This is a genomic window from Solihabitans fulvus (genome assembly GCF_008386585.1).
In the GTDB taxonomy this organism is placed as follows: Bacteria; Actinomycetota; Actinomycetes; order Mycobacteriales; family Pseudonocardiaceae; genus Solihabitans; species Solihabitans fulvus.
Genome location: NZ_VUOB01000010.1, coordinates 316,590 through 339,824, shown reverse-complemented (window position 1 = coordinate 339,824; position 23,235 = coordinate 316,590). Strand labels below are relative to the sequence as shown.

Sequence of the window (23,235 nt, the reverse complement as noted above, 5' to 3'; positions counted from 1 at the left end):
TAGGGAGATGGACGCTGTGCCCGACGCGCGCGTGATTCCGTTGCACGGGGACGAACTGCCGCACCAGCCGGTCAGCGGGCGCACGGCCCGCGTCGGCCGGCCGACCGCCGTGCCGCCCGCCGACCCGGCCAGGGCCGAGCCCGAGGCCGAGCCCTCCGCAGAACCGGCCGACCAGGCCGACCAGGCGGAACCGGCGGAACCGGCGGACCCGCGCCGATCCGACCTGGAGGGCAGGCTGGCCGGGCTGGTGAGCTTCCTCCGCCGCCGCGTCGAGGGCGACTACGAGGTCGACGAGTTCGGCTTCGACCGCGAACTCACCGACAACCTGTTGCTGCCGCCGCTGCGCCCGCTGTACGAGAAGTGGTTCCGGGTCGAGACGATCGGGCTGCACAACCTGCCGAGCGAGGGCGGCGCGCTGCTCGTGGCCAACCACTCCGGCACGCTGCCGCTCGACGCGATGATGACCGCCTACGCGGTGCGCTCGGAGCACCCGGCCGAGCGGCACCTGCGGATGCTCGGCGCGGATCTCGTGTTCTCCATGCCGGTGCTCGGCTCGCTCGCCCGCAAGTCGGGGCAGACACTGGCCTGCAACCCGGACGCGGAGCGGCTGCTGCGCTCCGGCGAGCTGGTCGGGGTGTGGCCGGAGGGCTTCAAGGGCGTCGGCAAGCCGTTCCGGGACCGGTACAAGCTCCAACGGTTCGGCCGGGGCGGGTTCGTCTCGGCGGCGCTGCGCACCGGCGTGCCGATCGTGCCGTGCTCGATCGTCGGCGCCGAGGAGATCTACCCGAAGATCGGCGACCTCAAGCCGTTGGCGCGGCTGTTCGGCTTCCCGTACTTCCCGGTGACGCCGTTCTTCCCGCTGCTCGGGCCGCTCGGTCTGGTGCCGCTGCCGTCCAAGTGGTACATCGAGTTCGGCGAGCCGATCAGCACCGACGGCTTCGGCGACGGCGCGGCGGAGGACCCGATGCTGGTGTTCAACCTGACCGACCAGGTCCGCGAGACGATCCAGCAGACCCTGTACCGCCTGCTGACCCAGCGCAGGAACGTGTTCCTCGGGTAGCCGTCACCCCAACGAGCGAGGGTGAACCTTCCTTGGTCCGTTCGGCCCAGTGTGCCGGCCACGAACCCGGTCGACGCCGGGCGAGGAACACTCGTCGGAGTGATCGCGTTGGGCCACCGGCCTTGTCTACGCCCTCGGATCGGCGACGCGCGGCGATGACGGTCAATTCGGTCATCGGCACCGGTCGGTGCCGACTCCTAACCTGCTTGCGCGCCAACCGAAAGCGCGAACCAGCGAAGGAGTTGATCGACATGGGACGGATGTCGAGGAGATCAGCGATGCTCGCGGTGCCGGCCGTGGCAGGCGGACTGGTGGCGGCCGGGTCGGGAATCGCGGGGGCCGGGGTCGCCAGGGCCGCGACGCAGGTCGCGTTCACCTCGCGGCGGTCGAAGCTCACGCTGCCCGACCCGTTGCCGGCCACCCCGCTCGGGTTGGCCTTCAGCGCGTGGCTGGACCTCTACGACAAGACCGACACCAAGATCGGCGACGGTTCGCTGTCCAGCATGATCGTCGACGTGATCGTCGGGCTGCCGCTGAAGATCGTGGTGCACAGCAAGGTGGTCTTCCGGATCACCGGCGGCGGGTTCGGCGTCGGCGAGATCCACGTCAGCAACATGCACATCAGGGTCGTGCCAGAGCCCGGGGTCAAGCACGTGCTCGCCATCGTCGGCGGCACCGGGGCGTACTCGACGGCCCAGGGCGACGGTCAGATGGAGTACGTGACCGCGACCGACACTTCCGTAGTACTCAACCTGGCGTAGTGCTCAACCTCGCCTGACCCCGAACACCCGTCGGAAGCCGAACCGCTCGTCCTCACCCGGTCCCCACCGCGCTGCGGCTACTATCCGCCACATGGGTCAGCCCGTGCCTCCACAGCAGCCTCCGATCCTCGTGTCGACGATGAACGACGTGCCCGGTTTCCGGGTGGCGCACGTCTTCGGCGAGGTATTCGGCCTCACCGTCCGGAGCCGGAACATCGGCTCGAACTTCGGCGCCGCCTTCAAGGCGCTCGGCGGCGGTGAGATCACCCAGTACACCAAGATGCTGTCCGAGTCCCGCCAGGAAGCCGTCGGCAGGCTCTGCCAGCAGGCGATCGCCTACGGCGCGAACGCTGTGCTGGCGATGCGCTTCGACTGCAACGAGATCGCGGGCACGATGAGCGAGGTCGCCGCGTACGGCACCGCCGTCTTCCTGGTGCCCGCCGACCAGCCGCAGGGGCAGCCCCAGCAGGCGCAGCAGCAGCGCCCGCCGCAGCCGCCGCCCGCCCAGCAGGCGGCACCGCAGCAGGCAGCCCCGCAGTTCCCCCAGGCCTGACCCTCCCGTGAGTGGAAAGTGTTGCCGCACGGCCACTTTCCACTCACGGGGGTCCTAGACCCGCACGGGTCCTAGATCCGTTCGCGGCGGCGATAGGCGAGCCCGGCGGCGACCGCCCCGGCCAGCGCGCCGGCGCCGAGCACCGAGGGCACGCCGATCCTGGCCGCCTTGCGGCCGGTGCGGAAGTCGCGGATCTCCCAGCCACGCTTGCGGGCCGTCTCGCGCAGCCCCGAGTCCGGGTTCACGGCCACCGCCGTGCCGACCACGGACAGCATCGGCACGTCGTTGGCCGAGTCCGAGTACGCCGTGCAGCGCCGCAGGTCGAGGCCCTCCTCGGCGGCCAGCGCCCGCACCGCATGCGCCTTCGCCCTGCCGTGCAGCAGGTCGCCGACCAGCTTGCCGGTGTAGATGCCGTCCACGCTCTCCGCGACCGTGCCGAGCGCGCCGGTCAGGCCGAGCCGCCGCGCGATGATCTGCGCCAGCTCGACCGGGGTCGCCGTGACCAACCACACGCGCTGACCGGCGTCCAGGTGCATCTGGGCGAGCGAGCGGGTGCCTGACCAGATCCGGTCGGCCATCAGTTCGTCGTAGATCTCCTCGCCGAGGCTGACGATCTCCGGCACGCTGCGCCCGGCCACGAACGACAGCGCCTGCTCCCTGCTGGCGCGCACGCTCGCCGGGTCCTCCCGGCCGCCGATCCGGAACTTGACCTGCTGCCAGGCGAAACCCGCCAGGTCGGAGGTGCTGAAGTACTTGCGGGCGGCGAGTCCCCTGGCGAAGTGGAAGATCGACGCGCCCATCATCATCGTGTTGTCGACGTCGAAGAACGCGGCGGCGGTCAGGTCGGTCGGCGCCGCGAGCGAGCCGTCCGCCTCGGGCGTCGCCGACGCGGACGCCACCGCGGCCTGCGCCGACGCCTCGCCGGCGAGCGCGGCCAGCCGCTCCCGCTCCGCGATGTTGTCTACTTCGCGCCTACGCGACACGCCAGCGCCTCCCGCTCCGCCTTGGCATCTCCCACCAGCCAAGAGTAGCGATCGGCTCAGCGGCGGACCCTCCGGTATTGCGCCGTTCCCCGGCTGTTGGCCCCCGGGTTGTCAGCCGCCGAGCTGGAGGCCAGGCAAACCGGGCAGCAGCGGCGGCAGGCTGCCGAGCGGGAGCGGCAGCGGGATCGTCACCCCGGCCGAACCGGTGACCGGCGGGGCGGTCGGCTGGCTCGGCTGCTGCCGGCCCGGCGTCGTCCCGGTGGTCTGGGCGGGCGCGGCGGGCTGCTGCGTCGGGCTCTGCGCGGGCTGTTGGCTCGGCTGGCCCCGCTGGGCCGACGCCGTGCTCGGCCTCGGCTGGCTGGCCTGTCCGGTCGGCTCGGCGGCCTGCGGCTGCTGGGCCACGGTGGCGGCGTCGGGCCTCGGCGTCGAGCAGTCGTCCGTGGCCGGCAGCGGGCCGACATCGTCGGTGGCGCCCGAGGTGACCGTGTAGCAGCGCAGCCGGTCGTGCAGCGCGGCCGCCCGCTGGGTGATCTTGCCGAGCAGCCCGACCGAGCCAGCCGCGCGGTCCTGCGCCGCGCTCGGCAGCTGCGGTTGCAGCACGGCGAGCCTGGCGGCCTGGTCGGTCACCCAGCCGCGCAGCGAGTCGAGCCGTGGTGGGTCCTGGTTGACGCCGAGCGCGGTGAGCTGGCGCGCCCCGGCCGCCGCGTCCGAGTCGAAGTCGGCGAACGCCGACAGGTAGCTGCCGACCGGGCCGCCAGAGGAGTCCCGATACCGGTCGACCAGCGTCTCGACCTCGCTCAGCCGAGCGGCGGCGAACTCGAGGTGCTTGAGCGCCTTGGACCCGTCGCCGAAGGTGAGCCCAAGCGAAGCGGACTCGGCGCTGCGCTTGATGCCGTACAGGGTGTCGCCTGGCAACGCGTCGCGGCTGAGCAGCAGGCTCATCCCGGCCAGCGACAACACCAGGCAGAACGCTGCGACCATCGCCACCGCGAACCGCCCCCGCAGGCCACCGGACCCGCCCCGGACCGTGCCGCCGCTCCCGATCTCGGTCGGTCGCCGGCTCGCGGGCACCTCTGGCCGCGCAGCCTGCTCGTCGAGCGCGAGAAGCGGTTCCTCGGGTTCGGCCAACCCGGCCACCACCCGTTCGCGGATGCGGTCCCTGGCCTGCGCGTCCGGCCCGAACCCGTCGGAGGTGCGGCGCAGCAGCGCGACGACGGCCAGCTCCTCGGAGACCGAGCCGGTCGAGGTGCGGCCGGGCGCAGGCGTCGGCCCGACCGCGCGGGCGAACCCCTCGCGTTGCCGGCGTCGCCCGAAGGGCGTGCGTGCTCTGTCCACCGTCCGCACCGTCTCGACGTGGTTTGGCTAGAACGATCCTGCCCCGAGCAACGAGCGCGCGGGCACTTCAGTTACGGCTCGGTGGATGGTGTGACCGCGATCAACATCGGGGTCAGCGGAGCCAGCTGGGCAGCAGCTGCGCCAGCCGGCGCACCGCGCGGTGTTGCAGGGCCTTGATCGCGCCCTCGTTGCGGCCCATCAGCAGGGCCGTCTCGGCGACCGAGAGCCCCTGGAGGAACCGCAGCACGATGCATTCGCGCTGGTCGTCGCCGAGCTGGCGAACGCAGCGCAGCAGTTCCGCGTTGGTGGCCTCCGCCATGACCTCCTGCTCGGGGCCCGCGGCGACCTCGCGGTTGTCGTCGAGCTCCGGGGTGGTGATCTCCAGCCGGTAGCGGCTGGACTTCACGTGGTCGAGCACGATGTTGCGGGCGATCGTCACGAACCACGCGCCGACGTCGCGGCCCTGGTAGGAGACGGAGTTGATGCGGCGCAGCGCGCGCAGGAACGTCTCGCTCGTGACATCCTCGGCGAGGTTGCGGTCGCCGACCCGGAACAGGACGTAGCGGAAGACGACGTCGACGTACTGGTCGTAGAGGACGCCGAAGGCATCGGTGTCACCCTGCTGGGCTGCTTCGACCAGCCGCCAGCGCTCGGCGGTGACCTCGTCGACGGACGCGTCGTCAGCGTCCGTGCTGGCCCCGTCCGCGACGGAACGCCCGCCCGCGTTCCGCGTCGGGCGGAATCCTCGGGCGGCTCGCACGATATTCGGGCGCGCCGGGGTCGTCATCGGCTGGCGGCACCTCCACCCATCGACACCGTGGCCGCAGCATACGTGTTGTTACTGCTTAGTAGGTAGCGGCATCGGGTTGCGAATGTGAGACGCCAGGCGGGGCAACGCGTGACGTGGACCACTCGTGACAGACTGCGCAACGGGTTCCCTGTCCGCGAGGAGGTCCGCGATGACCGGTGCGACGCATGCACCCGCGCACAACGTAGCCGACCTGGTTCGGCGCTCGGCACGGCGTGGTCCAGCGCATATCGCGGTGCTCGACGCCGCCTCCGGCACCGGCCTGACCTGGGCACAGCTCGACAGGGCAGTCGACGAGCAGGCACGGCGACTGGTCGAGGTCGGTGCGCAGCCGGGGGATCGGATCGGCGTGCGGCTGCCCAACAGCCCCGAGTTCTGCGTCGCGGTCTTCGGGGTGCTGCGGGCCGGGTGTGTGGTCGTGCTCATCGGGCCCGGCCTGCCCGCGCGCGAGCTACAGCGAATCCTGGCCGACAGCGGCGCCGACCTGATGATCGCCGAGGACCCGGCGGACCCGGACCAGGCTGGCGACGCGACCGTGCTGGCGCCGCCGTCCCTCCTGGCCAGCGACGAGGCGGGCGACGAGCCGCAGCTGCCCGCGGTTGGCGGCGGCGAGGACCTCGCCGTGCTCGGCTACACGTCGGGGACCTCGGGGACGCCGCGCGGCGCGATGCTGTCGCACCGGGCGCTGCTGGCCAACGTCGACCAGTGCGCCGCGCTGCGGCCCGCGCCGGTGACGGCGGCCGACCGGGTGCTGCTCGCGCTGCCGCTGTTCCACGTCTACGGCCTCGGGCCGGGGCTGCTCCAGGTGGCCGGGGCCGGGGCGACGGCCGTGCTGATGGACCGCTTCGATCCCGAGCGGGCGCTGGTGGCGATCGAGGACTACCGGGTGACCACCATGGTCGGGGTGCCGCCGATGTACCAGGCGCTGCTGACCCAGCCGGGCGAGCGGCTGCGGGAGGCGCTGGCGACGGTGCGCCTGTTCACCTCGGGAGCCGCGCCCCTGGACCCCGCCGTGCTGGCCGGTGTCCGGCAGGCGGTTGGCCTGCCGGTGTACGAGGGCTACGGCCTGACCGAGACGGGTCCGGTCGTCACCACGGCGCTCGTGACGGGCGTGCCGAAGCCGGGGTCGGTCGGGCAGCCCCTGCCGGGCGTCGAGGTGCGCCTGGTGGACACCGACGGGAGGCCGTTGACGCTGGGCGAGGACCTGGCGGAGGAGGCGGCCGGCACGGGTCTGGTGGCCGTGCGGGGCAGCAACCTGTTCAGCGGCTACTGGCCGGACGGCGAGCACGGCCCTGACGCGGACGGCTGGTTCCGCACCGGGGACGTCGGCTACCTGGACGCCGACGGTGACCTGCACCTGGTGGACCGAGCAGGCGACCTGATCATCGTGAACGGCTTCAACGTGTACCCGCACGAGGTGGAGCAGGTGCTGGACGAGCTGCCCGAGGTCGCCGAGGCGGCGGTGGTCGGCGTGCCGGACGAGAAGACGGGCGAGGCGGTGAAGGCCGTGCTCGTGCTGCGCGAGGGCGCGGACGTGGCCGAGCAGGCCGTGATCGGGCACTGCGCGGAGCGGCTGGCGAAGTTCAAGGTGCCCACGGTCGTCGAGTTCGCGGAGAAGCTGCCCCATTCGCCCACCGGCAAGCTGGCCCGCAGCCGGCTCCGCTGAGCCGCGGCCGGGTCCGCCGACCCGGTTCGCGATCCGCCGCCGGTTCGCGCAGCGGCGTCGGGAAGACTGGGGCGGTGTCCCACCACGTCACGTTGCTGACCCGTGTCGAGTGCCACGCGTGCGAGCAGGCCGAGGCCGACATCAAGCGCATCTGTGCTGAGCTGGGCGTCCCATGGACGACCGAGGACGTCGACGCCGATCGCGAACTGCGCGCGGAGTACGGCGATCGGGTGCCCGTGATCCTCATCGACGGCGTCGAGCACGGGTACTGGACCGTCGAGGAGGACCGGTTCCGGGCCGCGCTGGCCGGTTGAGAACCCCACTTCGGAACCCCGGGCCGCCCAGAACCCATTACGGCTTGCTGACGGATCGGCCCGAACGCCCCGCAGGGCTGGCGAACCGCCTGTCCATCGGCGTCGAATGAGCTGTGTGACCAGTCCGTTGAGCGCTGCTGAGCCCGCCGATCGTCCGCCTCATGGCCCCGTGCGCCTGTCCAGGTCCGTTGGAGCGCTCGTCGGGCTGCTCTCCGTGGCGGCCGCGCTCGCCGCAGGGCACCTCGTCGCCGGCTTCGTCGGGCTGAGCGCGTCGCCGTACCTCGCCGTCGGCAACACGGCGATCGACCTGACCCCGTTGCCGCTCAAGGACTTCGCGGTCCGCACCTTCGGCACCCACGACAAGCTCGTGTTGCTCTCCGGCATGGCGCTGGTCATCGCGGTGCTCGCGCTCGTGGCCGGCGTCATCTCCCGCCGCAGCCCGCTGCCGGGCACGATCCTGGCCGTGCTGCTCGGGCTGGTCGGCGTCGCCGCCGTGTTCAACCGGCCGGACACCGGGCAGCTCGGGGTGTTCGCCCCGGTGGTCAGCCTCGCCGTTGGCGTCGTGGTGTTCCGCTACCTGCACGGCCTCGCCATGCGGCGCGCGCTGGACGACCAGTCGTCCGCCGAGCCGGCGACCGGGATCGGTGACCAGGCCCCCAGCCGGCGCACGTTCCTGGTGTCCTCCGCCGCGGTCGCGGTCGGCGCCGGTGTCGCGGGACTTGGCGGCCAGCTCTTCGGCAACCGCGTGAACGTCGAGGCCTCCCGCAACGCGGTCGGCACGCTGGTCGCCAAGACCAAGGCTCCCGCGATCCCCGCTGGCGCGGACTTCACCAAGGACGGCACGGTCAGCTTCATCACGCCAGGCAAGGACTTCTACCGCGTCGACACGGCACTCACCGTGCCCCGCATCCTCGCCGAGGACTGGAGCCTGCGCGTGCACGGCATGGTCGACCGCGAGCTCAACCTCAGCTACAACGACCTGCGCGGGCGCGATCTCGTCGAGCAGACGGTCACCATGACCTGTGTCTCCAACGAGGTCGGCGGCCCCTACATCTCCACGGCCACCTTCGTCGGCGTGCCGCTGCGCGACGTGCTGGCCGAGGCCGGCGTCAAACCCGGCACCGAGCAGCTGTTCAGCACCAGCGTGGACGGCTGGACCTGCGGCAGCCCGGTCGACGTCGTCATGGACCCCGCGCGCGGCGCGCTCCTCGCGCTCGGCATGAACGGCGAGCCGCTCCCGGTCGAGCACGGCTTCCCCGTGCGGATCGTGGTTCCCGGCCTCTACGGCTACGTCTCGGCGACCAAGTGGGTCACCGACATCGAGCTGACCACCTACGCCGCCAGGCAGGGCTACTGGATCGACCGGGGCTGGGGCGTGCAGGGCCCGATCAAGACGCAGTCCCGGATCGACAGCCCCCAGGGCTTCGCGCGGGTCCCAGCAGGCAAGGTCGTGATCTCCGGCGTCGCCTGGGCGCAACCGACCGGCATCGCCAAGGTCGAGGTGCGCGTCGACGGCGGCCCGTGGCAGCAGGCGCTGCTCGCCGCCGACGTCAGCAACAGCGCGTGGCGGATGTGGCGCACCGAGTTCGATCTCAAGGGCGGCGGCCACAACGTCGAGTGCCGCGCCACCGACAAGTCCGGGTACACCCAGACCGACCAGCGAGTCTCGGTCGTCCCCGACGGCGCCACCGGCTGGCACTCGGTCTCCTTCACCGTGCAGGCCTGACCGCGCCCGGCTGCGCTGCGTGTCCGAACCGTTACTCAGCAGGCCGAACCGACCGTCGGCTCTCCTTCGAACGCCTCAGTACCAATCGAAATTGGCTCGAAGGAGTGATCGACGTGCGGAAGATCCAGCGGCTCTCCGGCATCGGCGCCATCGCGGCGCTGTCGCTGACCATCGCGGCGTGTGGCAGCGGCGGCGACAACTCGGGCAGCGGCACCAGCTCGTCCGCCGCCCCGACGACCGCCAGCTCGCCGCCGGCGGCCAACGCCAACGGCGTGACCAAGACCACCGACGTCTTCGGCGCGGGCTGCGCGAGTGTGCCGCAGGACCCGAGCAACAAGGGTTCGCTCCAGGGCATGGTCAGCGACCCGGTGGCGACCGCCGCCAGCAACAATCCGTTGCTGACCAAGCTGGTCGCCGCGGTCAAGGCCGCGAACCTGGTGGACACGCTGAACAGCACCGACAACCTCACCGTGTTCGCCCCGGCCGACCCGGCCTTCGCGGCGCTGGGCGACGCGAAGTTCAACCAGCTCGCCGGCGACCCGGCCACGCTCGGCAAGATCCTCCAGTTCCACGTCGTGCCGATGCGTTACGACGCCAAGGGCCTCCAGTCGGCCGGCGCCGTCAAGTCGCTGACCGGCCAGGAGCTGAAGATCGCCGGCTCCGGCGACTCGATGACCGTCAACGGAGCCAAGGTCCTCTGCGGCAACATCCCGACCAAGAACGCGACCGTCTTCGTCATCGACACCGTGCTGACCCCGCCGGCCAGCTGACCCGGTTCGCCCGGCGGTCGGCCGGGTCTGCCCGCCGGCCGACCGGGTTTCATACGAAGTGGTGAAAGCCGCGCCGAAGGCACTTCCGTGCCTCGGCGCGGCTTTGCCGTCGGGCCGGCTCCGTGCGCTCGTCACCCGGTGTGACCAGCACCGCAGCGTCGATCATGACGCCGCGCGCCGCCGCGGCGCGTGACTTTGTGCATACGTTCACAAATGGCTACGGTGTCCATGTCACGCCGCCGACGGCCCCGGCATTGCGCCGGAAAGCCAGGTGGATCAGTGCGTTTCTGGGTCGGTGAGGGAGAACTGCACGTGGTGAAGCGGGGCGAGGGTGACGACGTCGTGACCACCACCCCGGCGGCACCCGACGCGGTCGCGGTCCACGAACTCGGCGACGAGCCGGCCGTCCGCGAGCGGGCCAGGGCAATCCCCGAGGCCGCCGTCGCCCGACTGGCCGTCTACCTGCGGGTCCTCTCCGGCCTCGCCGAGCAGAACGTGACCACCATCTCCAGCGAGGAACTGTCCGTCGCCGCCGGGGTCAACTCGGCGAAGCTGCGCAAGGACCTCTCCTACATCGGCTCCTACGGCACCAGGGGCGTCGGCTACGACGTCGACGTCCTGGTCAGTGAGATCGAGCGCATCCTCGGTCTGACCCGCAAGCACAGCGTCGCGGTTGTCGGAATAGGTAATCTCGGTCACGCGCTCGCCAACTACGGCGGGTTCCCGAGCAGGGGATTCCCCGTTGCGGCGCTCTTTGACGTGGACCCAGATCTCATGGGAGTGCCGGTAGGAGGCATTCCGGTGTCCCATATCGACGAGATTGCGTCGGTTTGCGCGGAACGCGAAGTGTCCATCGGTGTCATCGCGACACCCCCTCCCGCCGCGCAGGCGGTATGTGACCGTTTGGTATCCGCCGGAGTCCAGTGCATCCTGAACTTCGCACCAGTTGTCCTCCAGGTGCCGGACGACGTCGAGGTGCGCAAGGTCGATCTGGCGGTCGAGATGCAGATCCTGTCGTTCCACGTCGCACGGCGTGCGGACCTCGCCTCTGCCGAACAGGCTGCCGTCGACGCGATGAACGGGACCGGCATGTCCGGTGTGGACGGGGTGGTGATTCGCCCGTGAACGAGCGGAGCGAGCGCGAGGTGACACGGTGAGTTTGCTCGCTGTCGGTTTGTCCCACCGCACCGCCCCCGTGTCGGTGCTCGAACGCGTCACGGTCCCGGCCGCCGAGCTGCGCAAGGTGCTCGAGGAGCTGCTGCGCTGCGACAGCGTGTCCGAGGCGCTGGTGCTCTCCACCTGCAACCGCGTCGAGGTCTACGCCGTCGTCGAGACCTTCCATGGCGGCCTCGCGGACATCTCCGCCGTGCTGGCCGGGCAGGCCGGCGCCGAGGCGACCGAGCTGTTCGACCACTTCTACGTGCACTACGCCGCCGCGGCCGTGGAACACCTGTTCTCGGTGGCCGGCGGCCTCGACTCGATGGTCGTCGGCGAGGCCCAGATCCTCGGTCAGCTGCGCACCGCCTACAGCCAGGCCGACGAGGCCGGCACCGTCGGCAGGACGCTGCACGAGCTGGTCCAGCAGGCCCTGCGGGTCGGCAAGCGCGTGCACACCGAGACCGGCATCGACCACGCTGGCGCGTCCGTGGTGACCGAGGCGCTCTCCGACGCCGACACCGCCCTCGGCGGGCTCGTCGGGCGTCGCGCGCTGGTCGTCGGCGCTGGCTCGATGGGCGGCCTGGCCGCCGCGCACCTGCGCCGCGCCGGCATCGGCGAGGTCGTGATCGCCAACCGCAGCGCGGACAACGGCGCCCGGCTGGCCTCGGCGCTGCGGGCCGACGGCGTCTCCGCGACCGCGGTCGCGCTGACCGAGCTGCGCACCGAGATCGCCGACGCCGACCTCATCCTCGCCTGCACCGGCGCGGTCGACGTGGTGATCGACGCCGCGCTGCTGAGCGCCGCGCTGTTCGACCGCGACCCGGCCCGCCCGCTGGTGATCTGCGACCTCGGCCTGCCAAAGGACGTCGACCCCGCAGCAGCCGGCCTGCCCGGCGTGCGCGTCGTCGACCTGGAGACCCTCCAGCGCCGACTCCTTGACGCGCCGACCGGCCTGGACACCCAGCGCGCCAAGCACATCGTCACCGACGAGGTGCGCGGCTACCTGGCAGGCCAGCGTTCCGCCGAGGTGACCCCGACGGTGACCGCGCTGCGCAAGCGCGCCGCCGAGGTGGTCGACGCCGAGCTGCTGCGGCTGGACTCGCGGCTGCCCGAGCTGGACGCCTCGGTGCGCGGCGAGCTGGCCAAGACCGTGCGCCGCGTCGTCGACAAACTGCTGCACACCCCGACCGTGCGGGTGAAGCAACTGGCCGCCGCGCCTGGCGGGGCCGGTTACGCGGAGGCGCTGCGCGAGCTGTTCGGGCTCGACCCGCAGGCCCCAGCCGCCGTCTGCGCCCCGCAGGTGGCCGAGGAGACAACCCAGTCCACTATGGACGGTGAGAAGTCGTGAACCGGACTTTGCGGATCGGCACCCGGGGCAGCGCGCTCGCGCTCGCCCAGACGGGGCACATCGCCGAGGCGCTCGAACGTGCCGGGGCCAAGGTCGAGATCGTGACGGTCTCCACCCCGGGCGACCGCTCGTCGGCGCCCATCGCCGAGATCGGCATCGGGGTCTTCACCTCGGCGCTGCGCGACGCGCTGGCCGCGGGCGAGGTCGACGTCGCCGTGCACTCGTACAAGGACCTGCCGACCGCGCCGGACCCTCGACTCTCGCTGGCCGCCGTGCCGCTGCGGGAGGACCCGAGGGACGCGCTGGTCGCCAGGGACGGACTCGTCCTCGGTGAACTGCCGGTCGGCTCGACGGTGGGCACCGGCTCGCCTCGCCGGGCGGCGCAGCTCGAGGCGCTCGGACTTGGGTTGACCGTGGTTCCGTTGCGCGGCAACGTGGACACGCGGCTGCGCAAGGTCACCGACGGCGTGTTGGACGCCGTCGTGCTGGCCCGCGCCGGACTCGCGCGGCTCGGTCGCCTCGACGCGATCACCGAGTCGCTCGACCCCTTGCAGATGCTGCCGGCGCCCGCACAGGGTGCGCTGGCGGTGGAGTGCCGTGTCGACGACGTCGACACGGAGCATCTCCTGGCGTCCACTTTGGACGATCAGGCCAGTCGCGCGGCTGTGACCGCCGAGCGCGCCATGCTGGCCGCGCTCGAAGCGGGCTGTAGCGCGCCCGTCGGCGCACTGGCCGATGTGGTGGAGGACCTCGACGACGACGGCTCGGTCGTGCTTCGGCTGTCGTTGCGCGGGGTCGCCGCGACGCCGCAGAACGACCTGCTGCGTGCGTCCGCCACCGGTGACTTGACCGCAGCAGAGCAACTCGGCCGGGCGCTGGCCGCCGAGTTGCTCGACCTCGGGGCCGCCGTGCTCAGCGGCCCGGAGGCGTAGTTGATGGGGAGTGCCCAGATGACCCGCGCACGTAAGACCCCCGGACGAGTCGCCTTCGTGGGCTCCGGCCCCGGCGACTCCGGGTTGCTCACAGTCCGGGCCCACGAGTTGCTCACCAGGGCCGAACTCGTGGTGACCGATCCGGACGTTCCGGCCGACGTGATCGGCGCGGTACCGGAGGGGGTGGAGGTACGCCCCGCGGTCGGCGAGCCGGCCGACGTGGCCAAGGACCTCGTCACCGAGGCGAAGGCAGGGCGCGACGTCGTCCGCCTCGTCGCCGGTGACCCGCTCACGCTGGACGCGGTGGTCAAGGAGGCCCAGGCGGTCTCCAGGACCACCATCGCGTTCGACGTCGTCCCTGGTGTGCCGGCGGGCACCGCGGTGCCCGCCTACGCCGGGGTCGCCCTCGGCGGCGTGCACACCGAGGTCGACGTGCGCGGCACGGTCGACTGGGGCGGCCTCGCCGCCGCCCCCGGCACCCTGGTGCTGCACGCCAGCGGCAGCCACCTCGCCGAGGCGGCCTCCTCGCTGGTCGAGCACGGGCTCGCGCCGCAGACCCCGGTCGCGGTGACCGCCGACGGCACCGGCTCAAGCCAGCGCACGGTCGACACTACGCTGGCCTCGCTGGCGGCCGACGCAGGCGAGCTGTCCGGCCAGTTGGTCGTCACCGTCGGCAGCGCCGTCGCCGGCCGCTCGAAGCTGTCCTGGTGGGAGTCGCGGGCGCTGTACGGCTGGAAGGTGCTCGTGCCGCGCACCAAGGAGCAGGCCGGCGCGATGAGCCACCGGCTGCGCCTGCACGGCGCGGTGCCGGTGGAGGTGCCGACGATCTCCGTCGAGCCGCCGCGCAGCCCCGCCCAGATGGAGCGCTCGGTCAAGGGCCTCGTCGACGGCCGCTACCAGTGGGTCGTGTTCACCTCGACCAACGCGGTGCGCGCGGTGTGGGAGAAGTTCCGCGAGTTCGGGCTCGACGCCCGCGCGTTCTCCGGCGTCAAGATCGCCTGCGTCGGCGAGTCGACGGCGGCGAAGGTGCGCTCGTTCGGGATCATCCCCGAGCTGGTGCCCTCCGGCGAGCAGTCCAGCGAGGGCCTGCTGGCTGACTTCCCGCCCTACGACGACATCCTGGACCCGGTGGACCGGGTCCTGCTGCCCCGCGCCGACATCGCCACCGAGACGCTGGCGGCCGGGCTGCGCGAGCGCGGCTGGGAGATCGACGACGTCACGGCCTACCGGACCGTGCGGGCCGCGCCGCCGCCGGCCGACACCCGCGAGATGATCAAGTCGGGTGGCTTCGACGCGGTGTGCTTCACCTCGTCGTCCACGGTGCGCAACCTGGTCGGCATCGCCGGCAAGCCGCACACCAGGACGCTGGTCGCCTGCATCGGCCCGCAGACGGCGGAGACCGCCCGCGAGTTCGGGCTGCGCGTTGACGTGCAGCCCGAGGACGCGAACGTGCCGGCCCTGGTCGACGCGCTCGCCCAGCACGCCGCCCGGCTCCGTGCCGAGGGCGCGCTGCCGCCGCCGCGCAAGACCAAGCGCCTGCGCCGCTCGTAGCTGGCCCAGCCCGACGAGTCACGAAGGGCGCCTTCCGGACACTGCGTGTCAGGAAGGCGCCCTTCGTGACGTAGGTGGGATGGGTGGGAGCGCGGGCTCGTATCCTCGACCGTGAACAGTCGCGCTGCGTTGCCGCGCGGCCCCTGCGCGCGAGAGTTCCCTCGAAAGGGAGTGCACCCGTGTTTCCGTCCCACCGTCCCCGGCGGTTGCGCACCACCCCGGCCATGCGTCGGCTGGTCAGCGAGACGAGCGTGCGACCGAGGCAGCTGGTGTTGCCGATGTTCGTCAGGGAGGGCGCGACCGGGCCGATCCCGATCGCCTCGATGCCCGGCGTCGTCCAGCACAGCCGCGACTCGCTGCGCAAGGCCGCGGTCGAGGCCGTGCAGGCCGGCGTCGGCGGGCTGATGCTGTTCGGCGTGCCGGAGCAGCGCGACGCCGTCGGCTCCGGCGCGACCGACCCGGACGGCATCCTCAACGTCGCGCTGCGCGATCTGCGCGCCGAGCTCGGCGACTCGACCGTGCTGATGGCGGACTGCTGTCTCGACGAGTTCACCGATCACGGCCACTGCGGGGTCCTCGCCGCCGACGGCACCGTCGACAACGACGCCACCCTCGAGGTGTACGCGGAGATGGCCGTCGCGCAGGTCGAGGCTGGCGCGCACGTGGTCGGGCCGAGCGGGATGATGGACGGCCAGATCGGCGTGATCCGCCACGCCCTCGACGATGCAGGCCACACCGACGCCAGCGTGCTCGCCTACTCGGTCAAGTACGCCTCCGCGTTCTACGGGCCGTTCCGCGAGGCGGTCGACTCGCAGCTCACCGGCGACCGCAAGGCGTACCAGCAGGACCCGGCCAACGCGCGCGAGTCGCTCCGCGAGCTCGCCCTCGACCTGGCCGAGGGCGCGGACCTGGTGATGGTCAAGCCCGCCCTCGCCTACCTCGACGTGCTGCGCTCGGTCGCCGAGGTCTCCGACGTGCCCGTCGCCGCCTACCAGGTGTCCGGGGAGTACGCGATGGCCGAGGCCGCCTTCGCCAACGGCTGGCTGGACCGGCAGCGGACCGTGCTCGAGATGCTGACCTCGATCCACCGGGCCGGCGCGGACATCGTGCTGACCTACTGGGCCGTCGAGGCGTCGCGCTGGCTGGCGACGACGTGAGCGACGGCCTGACCGACGCGGTGCCCAAGGCGCCACGGTGGCCGGAGCCACCCAAACTGGTGAACCTGTCCCGGTGGCTGTGGATCGGCAGCGCGGCGCTGAGCGCGGTGCGGTCGATCATCCAGCTGGGCGACCGGCAGCAGCTCATCGACCTGCTCCGGCAGAGCAACGCGGGCCTCACCCAGGACCAGCTCGACGCCGAGGCGTCCGGTTCGGTGGTGTTCGGCCTGCTGCTGGCCGGCGCGCTGCTGCTGCTCTACGCGTTCCTGGCGAACCGGATGGCCCGCGGCCTCAACTGGGCACGGGTGGTGCTGACGGTGCTCGGCGGCGGCGGGCTGCTGGTCGGCGTGATCGGGCTGATCGGCATCGCCTCGGGTGTGGCGCCCGCGTTCGGCGTGCGGATCGGCGCGCTGGACGTCTCGCTCAGCGTGCTCGGCCTGCTCGTCGACGCGGTGGCCCTGACCCTGATGTACGTGCGGGGTTCGGCCGGCCACTTCGTCCGTCGGCGCTGATCCGGACCTCGAAGAGAGACTCGTAAAAGAAATTTTACGACAGGTTGTTAACGGGTTGCCCATTCCGGTGGACACCCACCACCGGCAGTCCTACCGTCTCCGACCGTGACGAATCCATACGATCCAAACCAGCAGGGGCAGCCTCCGCAGGACCAGCCCCAACAGGGCGGCTACCTACCGCCGGCTCCGCCGGTCAGCGACAGCGAGATGCGGTCCGTCGCCGTCGCGAAGCCCAAGGCCGTCGACACGGCGTTCCAGCTCTGGATCGCCTCCGTCATCGTCGGCCTGGTGGCGAACCTGATCAGCTTCGCCACCGCGCAGGACGTGCTCAACAAGACCAACGAGAAGCTGGGCACGGCGCTCCAGCAGAGCTCGCCCAGCTACGGCAGCGCGATCTTCTCCCTGGTGATCCTCGCGCTCTGGGTGGTGCTGATCTTCCAGATGCGCGGCGGCGCGAACTGGGCCAGGATCGTGCTGACCGTGCTCGGCGGCCTGAGCATCCTCGCCCAGCTGCTCGGCCTGCTCGCCATCGGCATTCTGTTCAGTGTCGGCGCGCTCGGCGCGATCCAGGCCCTGCTCGGCATCGTCGAGCTGATCGTGGTCATCGGCGCGATCGTGTTCATGTTCAAGGGCGAGTCGAGCCGTTACTTCAAGGCCAGCTAACAACGTGGCCGACTCGACTGAGCCGACACCCCCGCCGAGGGCGCTGCGCGCCGCGGTGGGGGTGTGGCTCGCGCTCGCCGTCTTCGGGCTGCTGATCACCGCGATCCTGTGGTTCACCAAGGACGCGGTGCGCCGCCAGCTCATCTCAGGGAACTACGTCGCCGTCGACAGGGCCGACGACCTGACGCACAGCCTGCTGATCCAGAACACCATCGCCTCGGTGTTCTTCGGGGCCAGCTACGCCGGCCTCGCGGTGCTGCTGTGGAAGGGCCGCAGCTGGGCCCGCGTGCTGCTGACCGTGGTGGCAGGCCTGCACTTCTTCGTCATGCTCATCAACGGAGTCTCGGTGCCGAACTTCCTCGTTGCCGCCCTGATCATCCTCGGCGTCGCGCTAACCTGGCGGGGGAGCACGCGACGGTGGCTGGCCCAATAACGGGTCACGCGGCCGTCGCTGGGCGGAAGGTGGCGGGGACCAACATGGATGAGTCGACACCGCCCGAAAACCCGCAGGGTGAACCGGCAACGCCGCAGCCAGGGCTCACGCCGCAAGGCCAACAGCAGCCCGGTTTTCCGCAGCAGCCCGACTTCACGCCGCAGCCAAGTTTTATGCCGCAGGCGGGCTTTCCGCAGCCCGGCGTTGCGCAGCAGCCGGGGTTTCCCGTGCAGCAGCCGCAGGGCGGTTTCCTCGGCGGCTATCCGGGGATGATGAACGAGGCCCAGTCGGTGAGCGCGCCGCTGCGCAGGCCGGTGACGGTGGTCGCCTCGTTCTGGCTGTGGGTGCTCGCGGTGCTGGCCTGGCCGCTCGGCGCGCTGGCGCGCGATCTGGCCGAGCAGGGCGATCAGTTCGGCGACTCTGGCGTGCGAGTCGGCGTGCTCCTTCAGGTCTTTCTGTTGTCCTGCGTGGCCCTTGGCTTCCTGTGGGCGGCCTTCCTGTTGCTGTCCGGCAACTGGGGCGGGCGGCTGGCGCTGTGCGGCGGGGCGGTGCTCGGCCTGATCGTCACGGTGGAGAACCTCGTCGACGGCGTCGACCTGTCCCCGACGGCGATCACCGTGCTGGTGTTGCGTTTGGTGCTGCCGCTGGCGGCGGCGACACTGAGCTTCCTGCCGCCGGTGAAGCCGTACTTCGCCGCGAACACCCCCTGACCAGGAGAGCACGGCATGTCCAGCCCCCAGTACCCCGACCCGCAGTATCCCCAGCAGCAGTACCCCGACCCGCAGTTCCCGCAGCAGCAGTACCTTCAGCAGCAGTATCCCCAGGCCCAGTACCCCCAGCAGGCCCAGTTGCCCGGCTATCCCGGCGTGCCGCAGCTGTCCGGTGTCGGCGAGCAACGGCCGCTGCCCGCGCGGCCGGCCACGATCGTGGCCGCGTTCTGGTGCTGGCTCGGCGCCACCGCCCTGTGGGTGCTCGGACCGTGGACGTTCTTCCTGCTGCACTGGAACGGCTTCGTCAACGGCACGATGCGGGGCAGCGGGATCAGGCGCACCGACGCCGATACCGGCTTCACGATCACGGTCGCCATCATCGTGGTGGCGCTCGCGGCCCTGGCCGTGCCGTTCGTGATCGCGGCGGTCAAGCTGCGGGCCGGCCGACGCTGGGCGCAGATCCTGTTGGCCATCCTCGGCGGGCTCGGCGTCGTCGTCGGCGCCCTCCGGGCCATCTCCGTGGCCTTCGGCATGTCGAGCAGCGCGTCCGAGGACGTGTTGTCCACCCCCGTCGACCTGGCGATCGCCGGGATCATCCTGCTGAGCACGGTGGCCGCGCTGGTGCTGACGTTCCTGCCGCCGTCGAACCAGTTCGTCGCCGCCGCGAACTCGTTCGCCGCGAACCGGTGACCGGGCCGGACGAGCCAGCCCCGGTGCTGTTCGCCGAGCCGGGGGCGACCTGGTGGCCCGTGCTGTGGGGGCCCGCGTTCGCGCTGCTCGGGTGGGGCGTCGAGGCGCTGACCGGGCCGACCGGGCCGATGCTGTGGCTGCTGGTCGGTCTCGCGCTGGCGTTGGCCGCGCTGGTGTGGGTGCAGGGCAGGCGACGGATCTGCTCGGTCCGGCTGACGCCGTTCGCGCTGCACCAGGGCAGGGAGTCGCTGTCGGTGGCGCGCGTCGTCGAGGTGACCGACGTCGGGCTGCCGGCGGGGGCCAGGGTGCTCGGCGGCGGGTGGACACCGCCACGCGGCACGACCGGGCTGCCGGTACGGCTCGAGGACGGCACCGTCGTGCTCGCGTGGGCGCGGGACGTGACGCGGCTCCAGGAGGTCCTGCGCGGCCTGGTCGCTCCTGACTGAGGGGTGGCCTGCGCAGCCTGGTCGACCTGTGAGTCGACCTGTGAGAAGCTGCCGGGTGTGACAGCACCGCAGGCCACCGACGACGCGGACGCCACGGACGCGGCGGCGTTCGGCGCGGCCGGTCAGCACCGGTCCGCCAGTCTGAACCAGCCGAGGCGGGCGATCGTCGCGGTGGTCGAGGTCCTGGTCGTCGCGCTGCTGGTGTTCCTCGCCGTGCAGTGCTGGCGCAACGGCGTGATCCGCTACACCTTCCCGATCGAGGGCCACGACCCGTTGCCGGCGACCCGCTTCGTCGGCAGCTGGATGGCCGGCGCGGTCGCGCTCGGCACGGCGGCGGGGATCATCGTGCTCGACGCGGTCCGGCAGCTGCTGCTCGCGATGCGCGTCCGGCCCGGCAGGCGCAAGCAGGCTCTCGAGGCGGCCGCAGCCTAGGCGTAGTGCCCTGGGCCGTTCACTCGGACGGCCCCGCCCGACCTTCAGGGAATTCCCAGCTTCCTTCCAGGAAGCTGACACCTGCGCTGCACAGGATTGCCGCATGAAACGCGGGCGTCGTGCTTGGGTCGTCAACGGTGTGCTGATCGTGCTGCTGCTCGGTGTCGCCTGGGGCGGCTACGAGCTGCTGTGGCCCGGCAAGGGCAACACGGCGGCGACCGGGGTGCGCACCATCTCGGTCAACAAGACCAGCGTCGTCGAGACGGTCTCGGCCGCCGGCACGGTGCAGAGCAGCTACACCAGCAGCGCCGACTTCAGCACGAGCGGAACCGTCAGCGAGCTGGACGTGAAGATCGGCGACGTGGTCGCCGCCGGCCAGACGCTCGCCAAGCTCAACCCGGCGCAGGCCAACCAGCAGCTGACCGTGGCCAAGGACAACCTCGCGGTCGCGCAGGAGAACCAGTACAACGCCTCCGTCGCGCCGGCCACCACGACGAAGGGCGGCACCGCGGCGACCCCGCCGAGCGCCAACCAGTTGCAGGCGGCCGTCGACCAGGCGCAGCTCGCCGTCGACCAGGCCCAGGACGCGGTGACCGCGACGGTGCTGACCGCGCCGGGCGCCGGCACCGTCACCGCGATCACCGGCGCGGTCGGCCAGAAGGTCGGCAGCGGCTCGTCGAGCGGCTCCTCCTCCAGCGGCTCGCAGGGCACCTCGGCGAAGTCCGGCAGCGGCACCGCGAGCAGCGCCTCGTCGGGCAGCACGGGATTCCTGACCATCACCAACATGACCGCGCTCCAGGTGCACGCCTCGGTCGCGGAGATCGACGTGGCCAAGATCAAGGCGCAGCAGGACGCCACGGTCACCGTCAACGCGCTGCCGGACACGCCGGTGGCCGCCAGGGTCGGCCAGGTCGACCTGACCCCGACCACCAGCAACAACGTCGTGCAGTACGGCGTCACGCTCGCGCTGACCAGCCCGCCAGCCGGCCTGTTGCCCGGCCAGTCCGCGAGCGTCGCGATCACCGTGGCCAAGGCCGACAACGCGCTGGCCATCCCGTCGGCCGCGTTGCAGGGCTCCGGCACCCAGCACACCGTGACGGTGCTGTCCGGCGGCCAGCAGCAGACCAAGACGGTGGAGATCGGCGTGCGCAGCGAGTCCCTGGTGCAGATCACCTCGGGGCTCGCCGAGGGCGACCAGGTGGTGCTGTCCACCGGAACCACCACGCAGGGCAGCCAGAACAACAATCGGGGCGGCGGCAGCTTCCCCGGCCTTGGCACCGGCACCGGCCGTACGGGGACGGGCGGCGGCAAGTGACGCCCGTCATCGAGGTCACCGGGCTGACCAAGACCTACGGCAGCGGGCCGAACGCGGTGCACGCGCTGCGCGGCGTCGACCTCACCGTGTGGCCGGGCGAGTACCTCGCGATCATGGGCGCATCCGGCTCGGGAAAGTCCACGCTGCTCAACATGTTGGGCTGCCTGGACGTGCCGACCTCGGGCAGCTACAAGCTGGACGGCATCGACGTCGGCGACTTCGAGGAACGCCAGCTCTCCTTGGTGCGCAACAGGAAGATCGGGTTCGTCTTCCAGTCCTTCAACCTCATCCCGCGCACGACCGCGCTCGCCAACGTGGAGCTTCCGTTGGTGTACTCGGGAATGCGGCGCAAGCAGCGCAGGGAACGCGCGTTCGCCGCGCTCGAACTGGTCGGCCTGGCCGACCGGGCGCAGCACCTGCCCAACGAGCTGTCCGGCGGCCAGCAGCAGCGCGTCGCGGTGGCGCGGGCGCTGGTGACCGGGCCGGCGATGGTGCTGGCCGACGAGCCGACCGGCAACCTCGACAGCGCCAGCAGCGCCGAGGTGCTCGGCGTGTTCGACCGGCTCAACGCGAGCGGCCGGACGATCGTGATGATCACGCACGAGGACGACGTCGCCCACCACGCCTCCCGGCTGATCCGGGTCGTCGACGGCAGGGTCGCGACGACGGTGGGGGCGACCAGGTGAACGCCGTCGAGGTGCTGCGGTTCGCGTTGCGCGGCCTGGTGTCCAACAAGCTCCGCTCCGCGCTGACCACGCTGGGCATCACCATCGGCGTCGCCGCGGTGATCCTGCTGATCGCGGTCGGCAACGGGGCATCGGTTGCCGTGCAGCAGAGCATCGCCGGGCTCGGCACCAACGTGCTGACCGTGTCGCCGCAGCGCGCGTTCGGCGGCGGCGCGGCGGCGGCCGCGGTCACCAGGCAGCTCACCGTCGGCGACGCCAAGGCGCTGGTCGACCCGCAGGGCGCGCCGGACATCAGGTCGGCCTCCCCGGTGGTGACCGCCTCGGTCACCGCGAGCTACGGCGACGCCAGCCACGACATCGCCCAGTTCACCGGGACCTACCCGGAGTACCTGCCGACCACGAACAACTCGGTGGCCAGCGGCAGCGCGTTCACCCAGGACGACCAGACCCAGGCCCGCAAGGTCCTGCTGCTCGGGCCGACGGCGGCGACCGCGCTGTTCGGCACCGTCGACCCCGTCGGCAAGGCGGTGTTGGTCAACAGCATCCAGTTCACCGTCGTCGGCGTGCTCAACCCGAAGGGCTCCAGCGGCCTACAGGACGCCGACGACACCGCGTACGCGCCGCTGAGCGCCGTGCAGAACTCGCTGGCCGGTTACGGCGGCTTGAACCAGATCGTCGTGCAGGCGGCGTCCGCCGACGCGCTGCCGGCCGCGCAGGCCGAGCTGACCGCGATCCTCAACGCGCGGCACCGCATCGCCGACGGCGGCGCCCCGGACTACCGGGTGCTCAGCCAGGAACAGCTGCTCACCACCCGAACCCAGACCACGCAGACTTTCACGGTGCTGCTCGCGGCGGTGGCGGCGATCTCGCTGCTGGTAGGCGGGATCGGCGTCACCAACATCATGCTCGTCACGGTGACCGAGCGGATCAGGGAGATCGGCATCCGCAAGGCGGTCGGCGCGCCGAAGGCGGCGGTGCTCGGCCAGTTCCTCGCGGAGGCGACGCTGCTCAGCCTGTTCGGCGGCGCGCTCGGCGTGGCGACGGGGGTGATCGGCAGCCGCTTCACCATCTCCGGCATCCAGCCGGTGTTGGTGCCGTCCTCGGTGCTGCTCGCGTTCGGCGTGTCCGCGCTGATCGGCCTGTTCTTCGGCAGCTATCCGGCCAGCCGCGCGGCGTCGCTGCGCCCCATCGAAGCTCTTCGACACGAATGACCAGCAAGGAGAAGT

At 71.6% G+C, this 23,235-nt stretch carries 25 protein-coding genes; 22 read left to right on the top strand and 3 right to left on the bottom strand.

Translation table 11 applies throughout. From position 1 onward, the window contains the following. Positions 1-7 precede the first annotated feature (7 nt). The 3 genes from F0L68_RS07215 (at position 8) to F0L68_RS07205 (ending at position 2,374) form a co-directional block, all read left to right on the top strand. Positions 8-1,060 (top strand): lysophospholipid acyltransferase family protein, encoded by a 1,053-nt coding sequence (locus F0L68_RS07215; protein ID WP_223198558.1) that lies wholly within the window; start codon positions 8-10, stop codon positions 1,058-1,060. Positions 1,061-1,338: 278 nt separating this feature from the next. After that, positions 1,339-1,821: a hypothetical protein gene (locus F0L68_RS07210; protein WP_149848655.1), complete on the top strand. Its 483-nt coding sequence runs from the start codon at positions 1,339-1,341 to the stop codon at positions 1,819-1,821. A gap of 91 nt (positions 1,822-1,912) precedes the next feature. After that, entirely contained in the window at positions 1,913-2,374 is a 462-nt protein-coding gene (locus F0L68_RS07205; RefSeq protein ID WP_149848654.1) for a YbjQ family protein, read from the top strand. Positions 2,375-2,445: 71 nt separating this feature from the next. On the opposite strand, the gene F0L68_RS07200 is transcribed toward F0L68_RS07205, so the two are convergent. From F0L68_RS07200 to F0L68_RS07190, 3 genes are all read right to left on the bottom strand, one after another. Beyond that, positions 2,446-3,357: an HAD family hydrolase gene (locus tag F0L68_RS07200; RefSeq protein ID WP_149848653.1), complete on the bottom strand. Its 912-nt coding sequence runs from the start codon at positions 3,355-3,357 to the stop codon at positions 2,446-2,448. A 111-nt stretch (positions 3,358-3,468) separates the two neighbouring features. Further along, a complete protein-coding gene (locus F0L68_RS07195) occupies positions 3,469-4,692 on the bottom strand; it encodes a DUF5667 domain-containing protein (protein ID WP_149848652.1) in 1,224 nt (407 codons plus the stop codon). A gap of 112 nt (positions 4,693-4,804) precedes the next feature. Beyond that, the gene (locus F0L68_RS07190; protein ID WP_149848651.1) at positions 4,805-5,479 is read right to left on the bottom strand and encodes a sigma-70 family RNA polymerase sigma factor; all 675 of its coding nucleotides are present in this window, start codon (positions 5,477-5,479) and stop codon (positions 4,805-4,807) included. 172 nt (positions 5,480-5,651) lie between these two features. Here F0L68_RS07190 and F0L68_RS07185 point away from each other — a divergent pair, with 172 nt between their 5' ends. From F0L68_RS07185 to F0L68_RS07095, 19 genes are all read left to right on the top strand, one after another. Beyond that, positions 5,652-7,166 carry an AMP-binding protein gene (locus F0L68_RS07185; RefSeq protein ID WP_149848650.1) on the top strand — a complete coding sequence of 505 codons (1,515 nt, stop codon included), beginning with the start codon at positions 5,652-5,654 and terminating at the stop codon, positions 7,164-7,166. A gap of 74 nt (positions 7,167-7,240) precedes the next feature. Then, positions 7,241-7,480, top strand: coding sequence for a glutaredoxin family protein (locus tag F0L68_RS07180; RefSeq protein ID WP_149848649.1), 240 nt, complete (start codon positions 7,241-7,243; stop codon positions 7,478-7,480). Between the two features lie 106 nt (positions 7,481-7,586). Then, the gene (locus F0L68_RS07175) at positions 7,587-9,206 is read left to right on the top strand and encodes a molybdopterin-dependent oxidoreductase (protein WP_149848648.1); all 1,620 of its coding nucleotides are present in this window, start codon (positions 7,587-7,589) and stop codon (positions 9,204-9,206) included. 104 nt (positions 9,207-9,310) lie between these two features. Continuing rightward, positions 9,311-9,976, top strand: coding sequence for a fasciclin domain-containing protein (locus F0L68_RS07170; protein ID WP_438672251.1), 666 nt, complete (start codon positions 9,311-9,313; stop codon positions 9,974-9,976). A gap of 279 nt (positions 9,977-10,255) precedes the next feature. Beyond that, entirely contained in the window at positions 10,256-11,101 is an 846-nt protein-coding gene (locus F0L68_RS07165; protein ID WP_149848646.1) for a redox-sensing transcriptional repressor Rex, read from the top strand. Positions 11,102-11,129: 28 nt separating this feature from the next. Then, positions 11,130-12,482, top strand: coding sequence for a glutamyl-tRNA reductase (locus F0L68_RS07160; protein ID WP_149848645.1), 1,353 nt, complete (start codon positions 11,130-11,132; stop codon positions 12,480-12,482). Next, positions 12,479-13,414, top strand: a complete 936-nt coding sequence (hemC, locus tag F0L68_RS07155) for a hydroxymethylbilane synthase (RefSeq protein ID WP_149848644.1) — start codon at positions 12,479-12,481, stop codon at positions 13,412-13,414. Before F0L68_RS07160 ends, hemC begins: the two co-directional genes overlap by 4 nt. Positions 13,415-13,432: 18 nt before the next feature. Beyond that, positions 13,433-14,965, top strand: a complete 1,533-nt coding sequence (locus F0L68_RS07150) for a bifunctional uroporphyrinogen-III C-methyltransferase/uroporphyrinogen-III synthase (RefSeq protein WP_149848643.1) — start codon at positions 13,433-13,435, stop codon at positions 14,963-14,965. Positions 14,966-15,144: 179 nt separating this feature from the next. Continuing rightward, complete coding sequence (gene hemB / locus F0L68_RS07145) at positions 15,145-16,122, top strand: porphobilinogen synthase (RefSeq protein WP_149848642.1); 978 nt, start codon at positions 15,145-15,147, stop codon at positions 16,120-16,122. Next, a complete protein-coding gene (locus F0L68_RS42205) occupies positions 16,119-16,634 on the top strand; it encodes a hypothetical protein (protein WP_188316430.1) in 516 nt (171 codons plus the stop codon). Before hemB ends, F0L68_RS42205 begins: the two co-directional genes overlap by 4 nt. A 105-nt stretch (positions 16,635-16,739) precedes the next feature. After that, a complete protein-coding gene (locus F0L68_RS07135) occupies positions 16,740-17,297 on the top strand; it encodes a hypothetical protein (protein WP_149848641.1) in 558 nt (185 codons plus the stop codon). Between the two features lie 4 nt (positions 17,298-17,301). Further along, the gene (locus F0L68_RS07130) at positions 17,302-17,730 is read left to right on the top strand and encodes a hypothetical protein (protein WP_149848640.1); all 429 of its coding nucleotides are present in this window, start codon (positions 17,302-17,304) and stop codon (positions 17,728-17,730) included. A 44-nt stretch (positions 17,731-17,774) separates the two neighbouring features. Next, on the top strand, positions 17,775-18,440 hold the full coding sequence (locus F0L68_RS07125; RefSeq protein WP_149848639.1) for a hypothetical protein: 666 nt from the start codon (positions 17,775-17,777) through the stop codon (positions 18,438-18,440). Between the two features lie 15 nt (positions 18,441-18,455). Next, complete coding sequence (locus F0L68_RS07120; protein WP_149848638.1) at positions 18,456-19,130, top strand: hypothetical protein; 675 nt, start codon at positions 18,456-18,458, stop codon at positions 19,128-19,130. Then, on the top strand, positions 19,127-19,576 hold the full coding sequence (gene mce1N / locus F0L68_RS07115) for a transport-regulating membrane protein Mce1N (RefSeq protein WP_149848637.1): 450 nt from the start codon (positions 19,127-19,129) through the stop codon (positions 19,574-19,576). The genes F0L68_RS07120 and mce1N overlap by 4 nt, the downstream gene beginning before the upstream one ends. 57 nt (positions 19,577-19,633) lie before the next feature. After that, positions 19,634-20,008, top strand: coding sequence for a hypothetical protein (locus F0L68_RS07110; protein ID WP_149848636.1), 375 nt, complete (start codon positions 19,634-19,636; stop codon positions 20,006-20,008). Between the two features lie 103 nt (positions 20,009-20,111). Next, the gene (locus F0L68_RS07105) at positions 20,112-21,323 is read left to right on the top strand and encodes an efflux RND transporter periplasmic adaptor subunit (RefSeq protein ID WP_149848635.1); all 1,212 of its coding nucleotides are present in this window, start codon (positions 20,112-20,114) and stop codon (positions 21,321-21,323) included. Next, entirely contained in the window at positions 21,320-22,009 is a 690-nt protein-coding gene (locus F0L68_RS07100; protein WP_149848634.1) for an ABC transporter ATP-binding protein, read from the top strand. The genes F0L68_RS07105 and F0L68_RS07100 overlap by 4 nt, the downstream gene beginning before the upstream one ends. Next, on the top strand, positions 22,006-23,220 hold the full coding sequence (locus F0L68_RS07095; RefSeq protein ID WP_149848633.1) for an ABC transporter permease: 1,215 nt from the start codon (positions 22,006-22,008) through the stop codon (positions 23,218-23,220). Before F0L68_RS07100 ends, F0L68_RS07095 begins: the two co-directional genes overlap by 4 nt. The last annotated feature ends 15 nt before the right edge of the window (positions 23,221-23,235 follow it).

Bases quoted from the DNA above. Each gene is read 5' to 3' on its own strand.
- F0L68_RS07175 (WP_149848648.1), top strand. From the start codon at position 7,587: ATGAGCTGTGTGACCAGTCCGTTGAGCGCTGCTGAGCCCGCCGATCGT.
- F0L68_RS07190 (WP_149848651.1), bottom strand. From the start codon at position 5,479: ATGACGACCCCGGCGCGCCCGAATATCGTGCGAGCCGCCCGAGGATTC.
- F0L68_RS07215 (WP_223198558.1), top strand. From the start codon at position 8: ATGGACGCTGTGCCCGACGCGCGCGTGATTCCGTTGCACGGGGACGAA.
- F0L68_RS07125 (WP_149848639.1), top strand. From the start codon at position 17,775: ATGGATGAGTCGACACCGCCCGAAAACCCGCAGGGTGAACCGGCAACG.
- F0L68_RS07210 (WP_149848655.1), top strand. From the start codon at position 1,339: ATGCTCGCGGTGCCGGCCGTGGCAGGCGGACTGGTGGCGGCCGGGTCG.
- F0L68_RS07120 (WP_149848638.1), top strand. From the start codon at position 18,456: ATGTCCAGCCCCCAGTACCCCGACCCGCAGTATCCCCAGCAGCAGTAC.
- F0L68_RS07205 (WP_149848654.1), top strand. From the start codon at position 1,913: ATGGGTCAGCCCGTGCCTCCACAGCAGCCTCCGATCCTCGTGTCGACG.
- F0L68_RS07105 (WP_149848635.1), top strand. From the start codon at position 20,112: ATGAAACGCGGGCGTCGTGCTTGGGTCGTCAACGGTGTGCTGATCGTG.
- F0L68_RS07185 (WP_149848650.1), top strand. From the start codon at position 5,652: ATGACCGGTGCGACGCATGCACCCGCGCACAACGTAGCCGACCTGGTT.
- F0L68_RS07150 (WP_149848643.1), top strand. From the start codon at position 13,433: ATGACCCGCGCACGTAAGACCCCCGGACGAGTCGCCTTCGTGGGCTCC.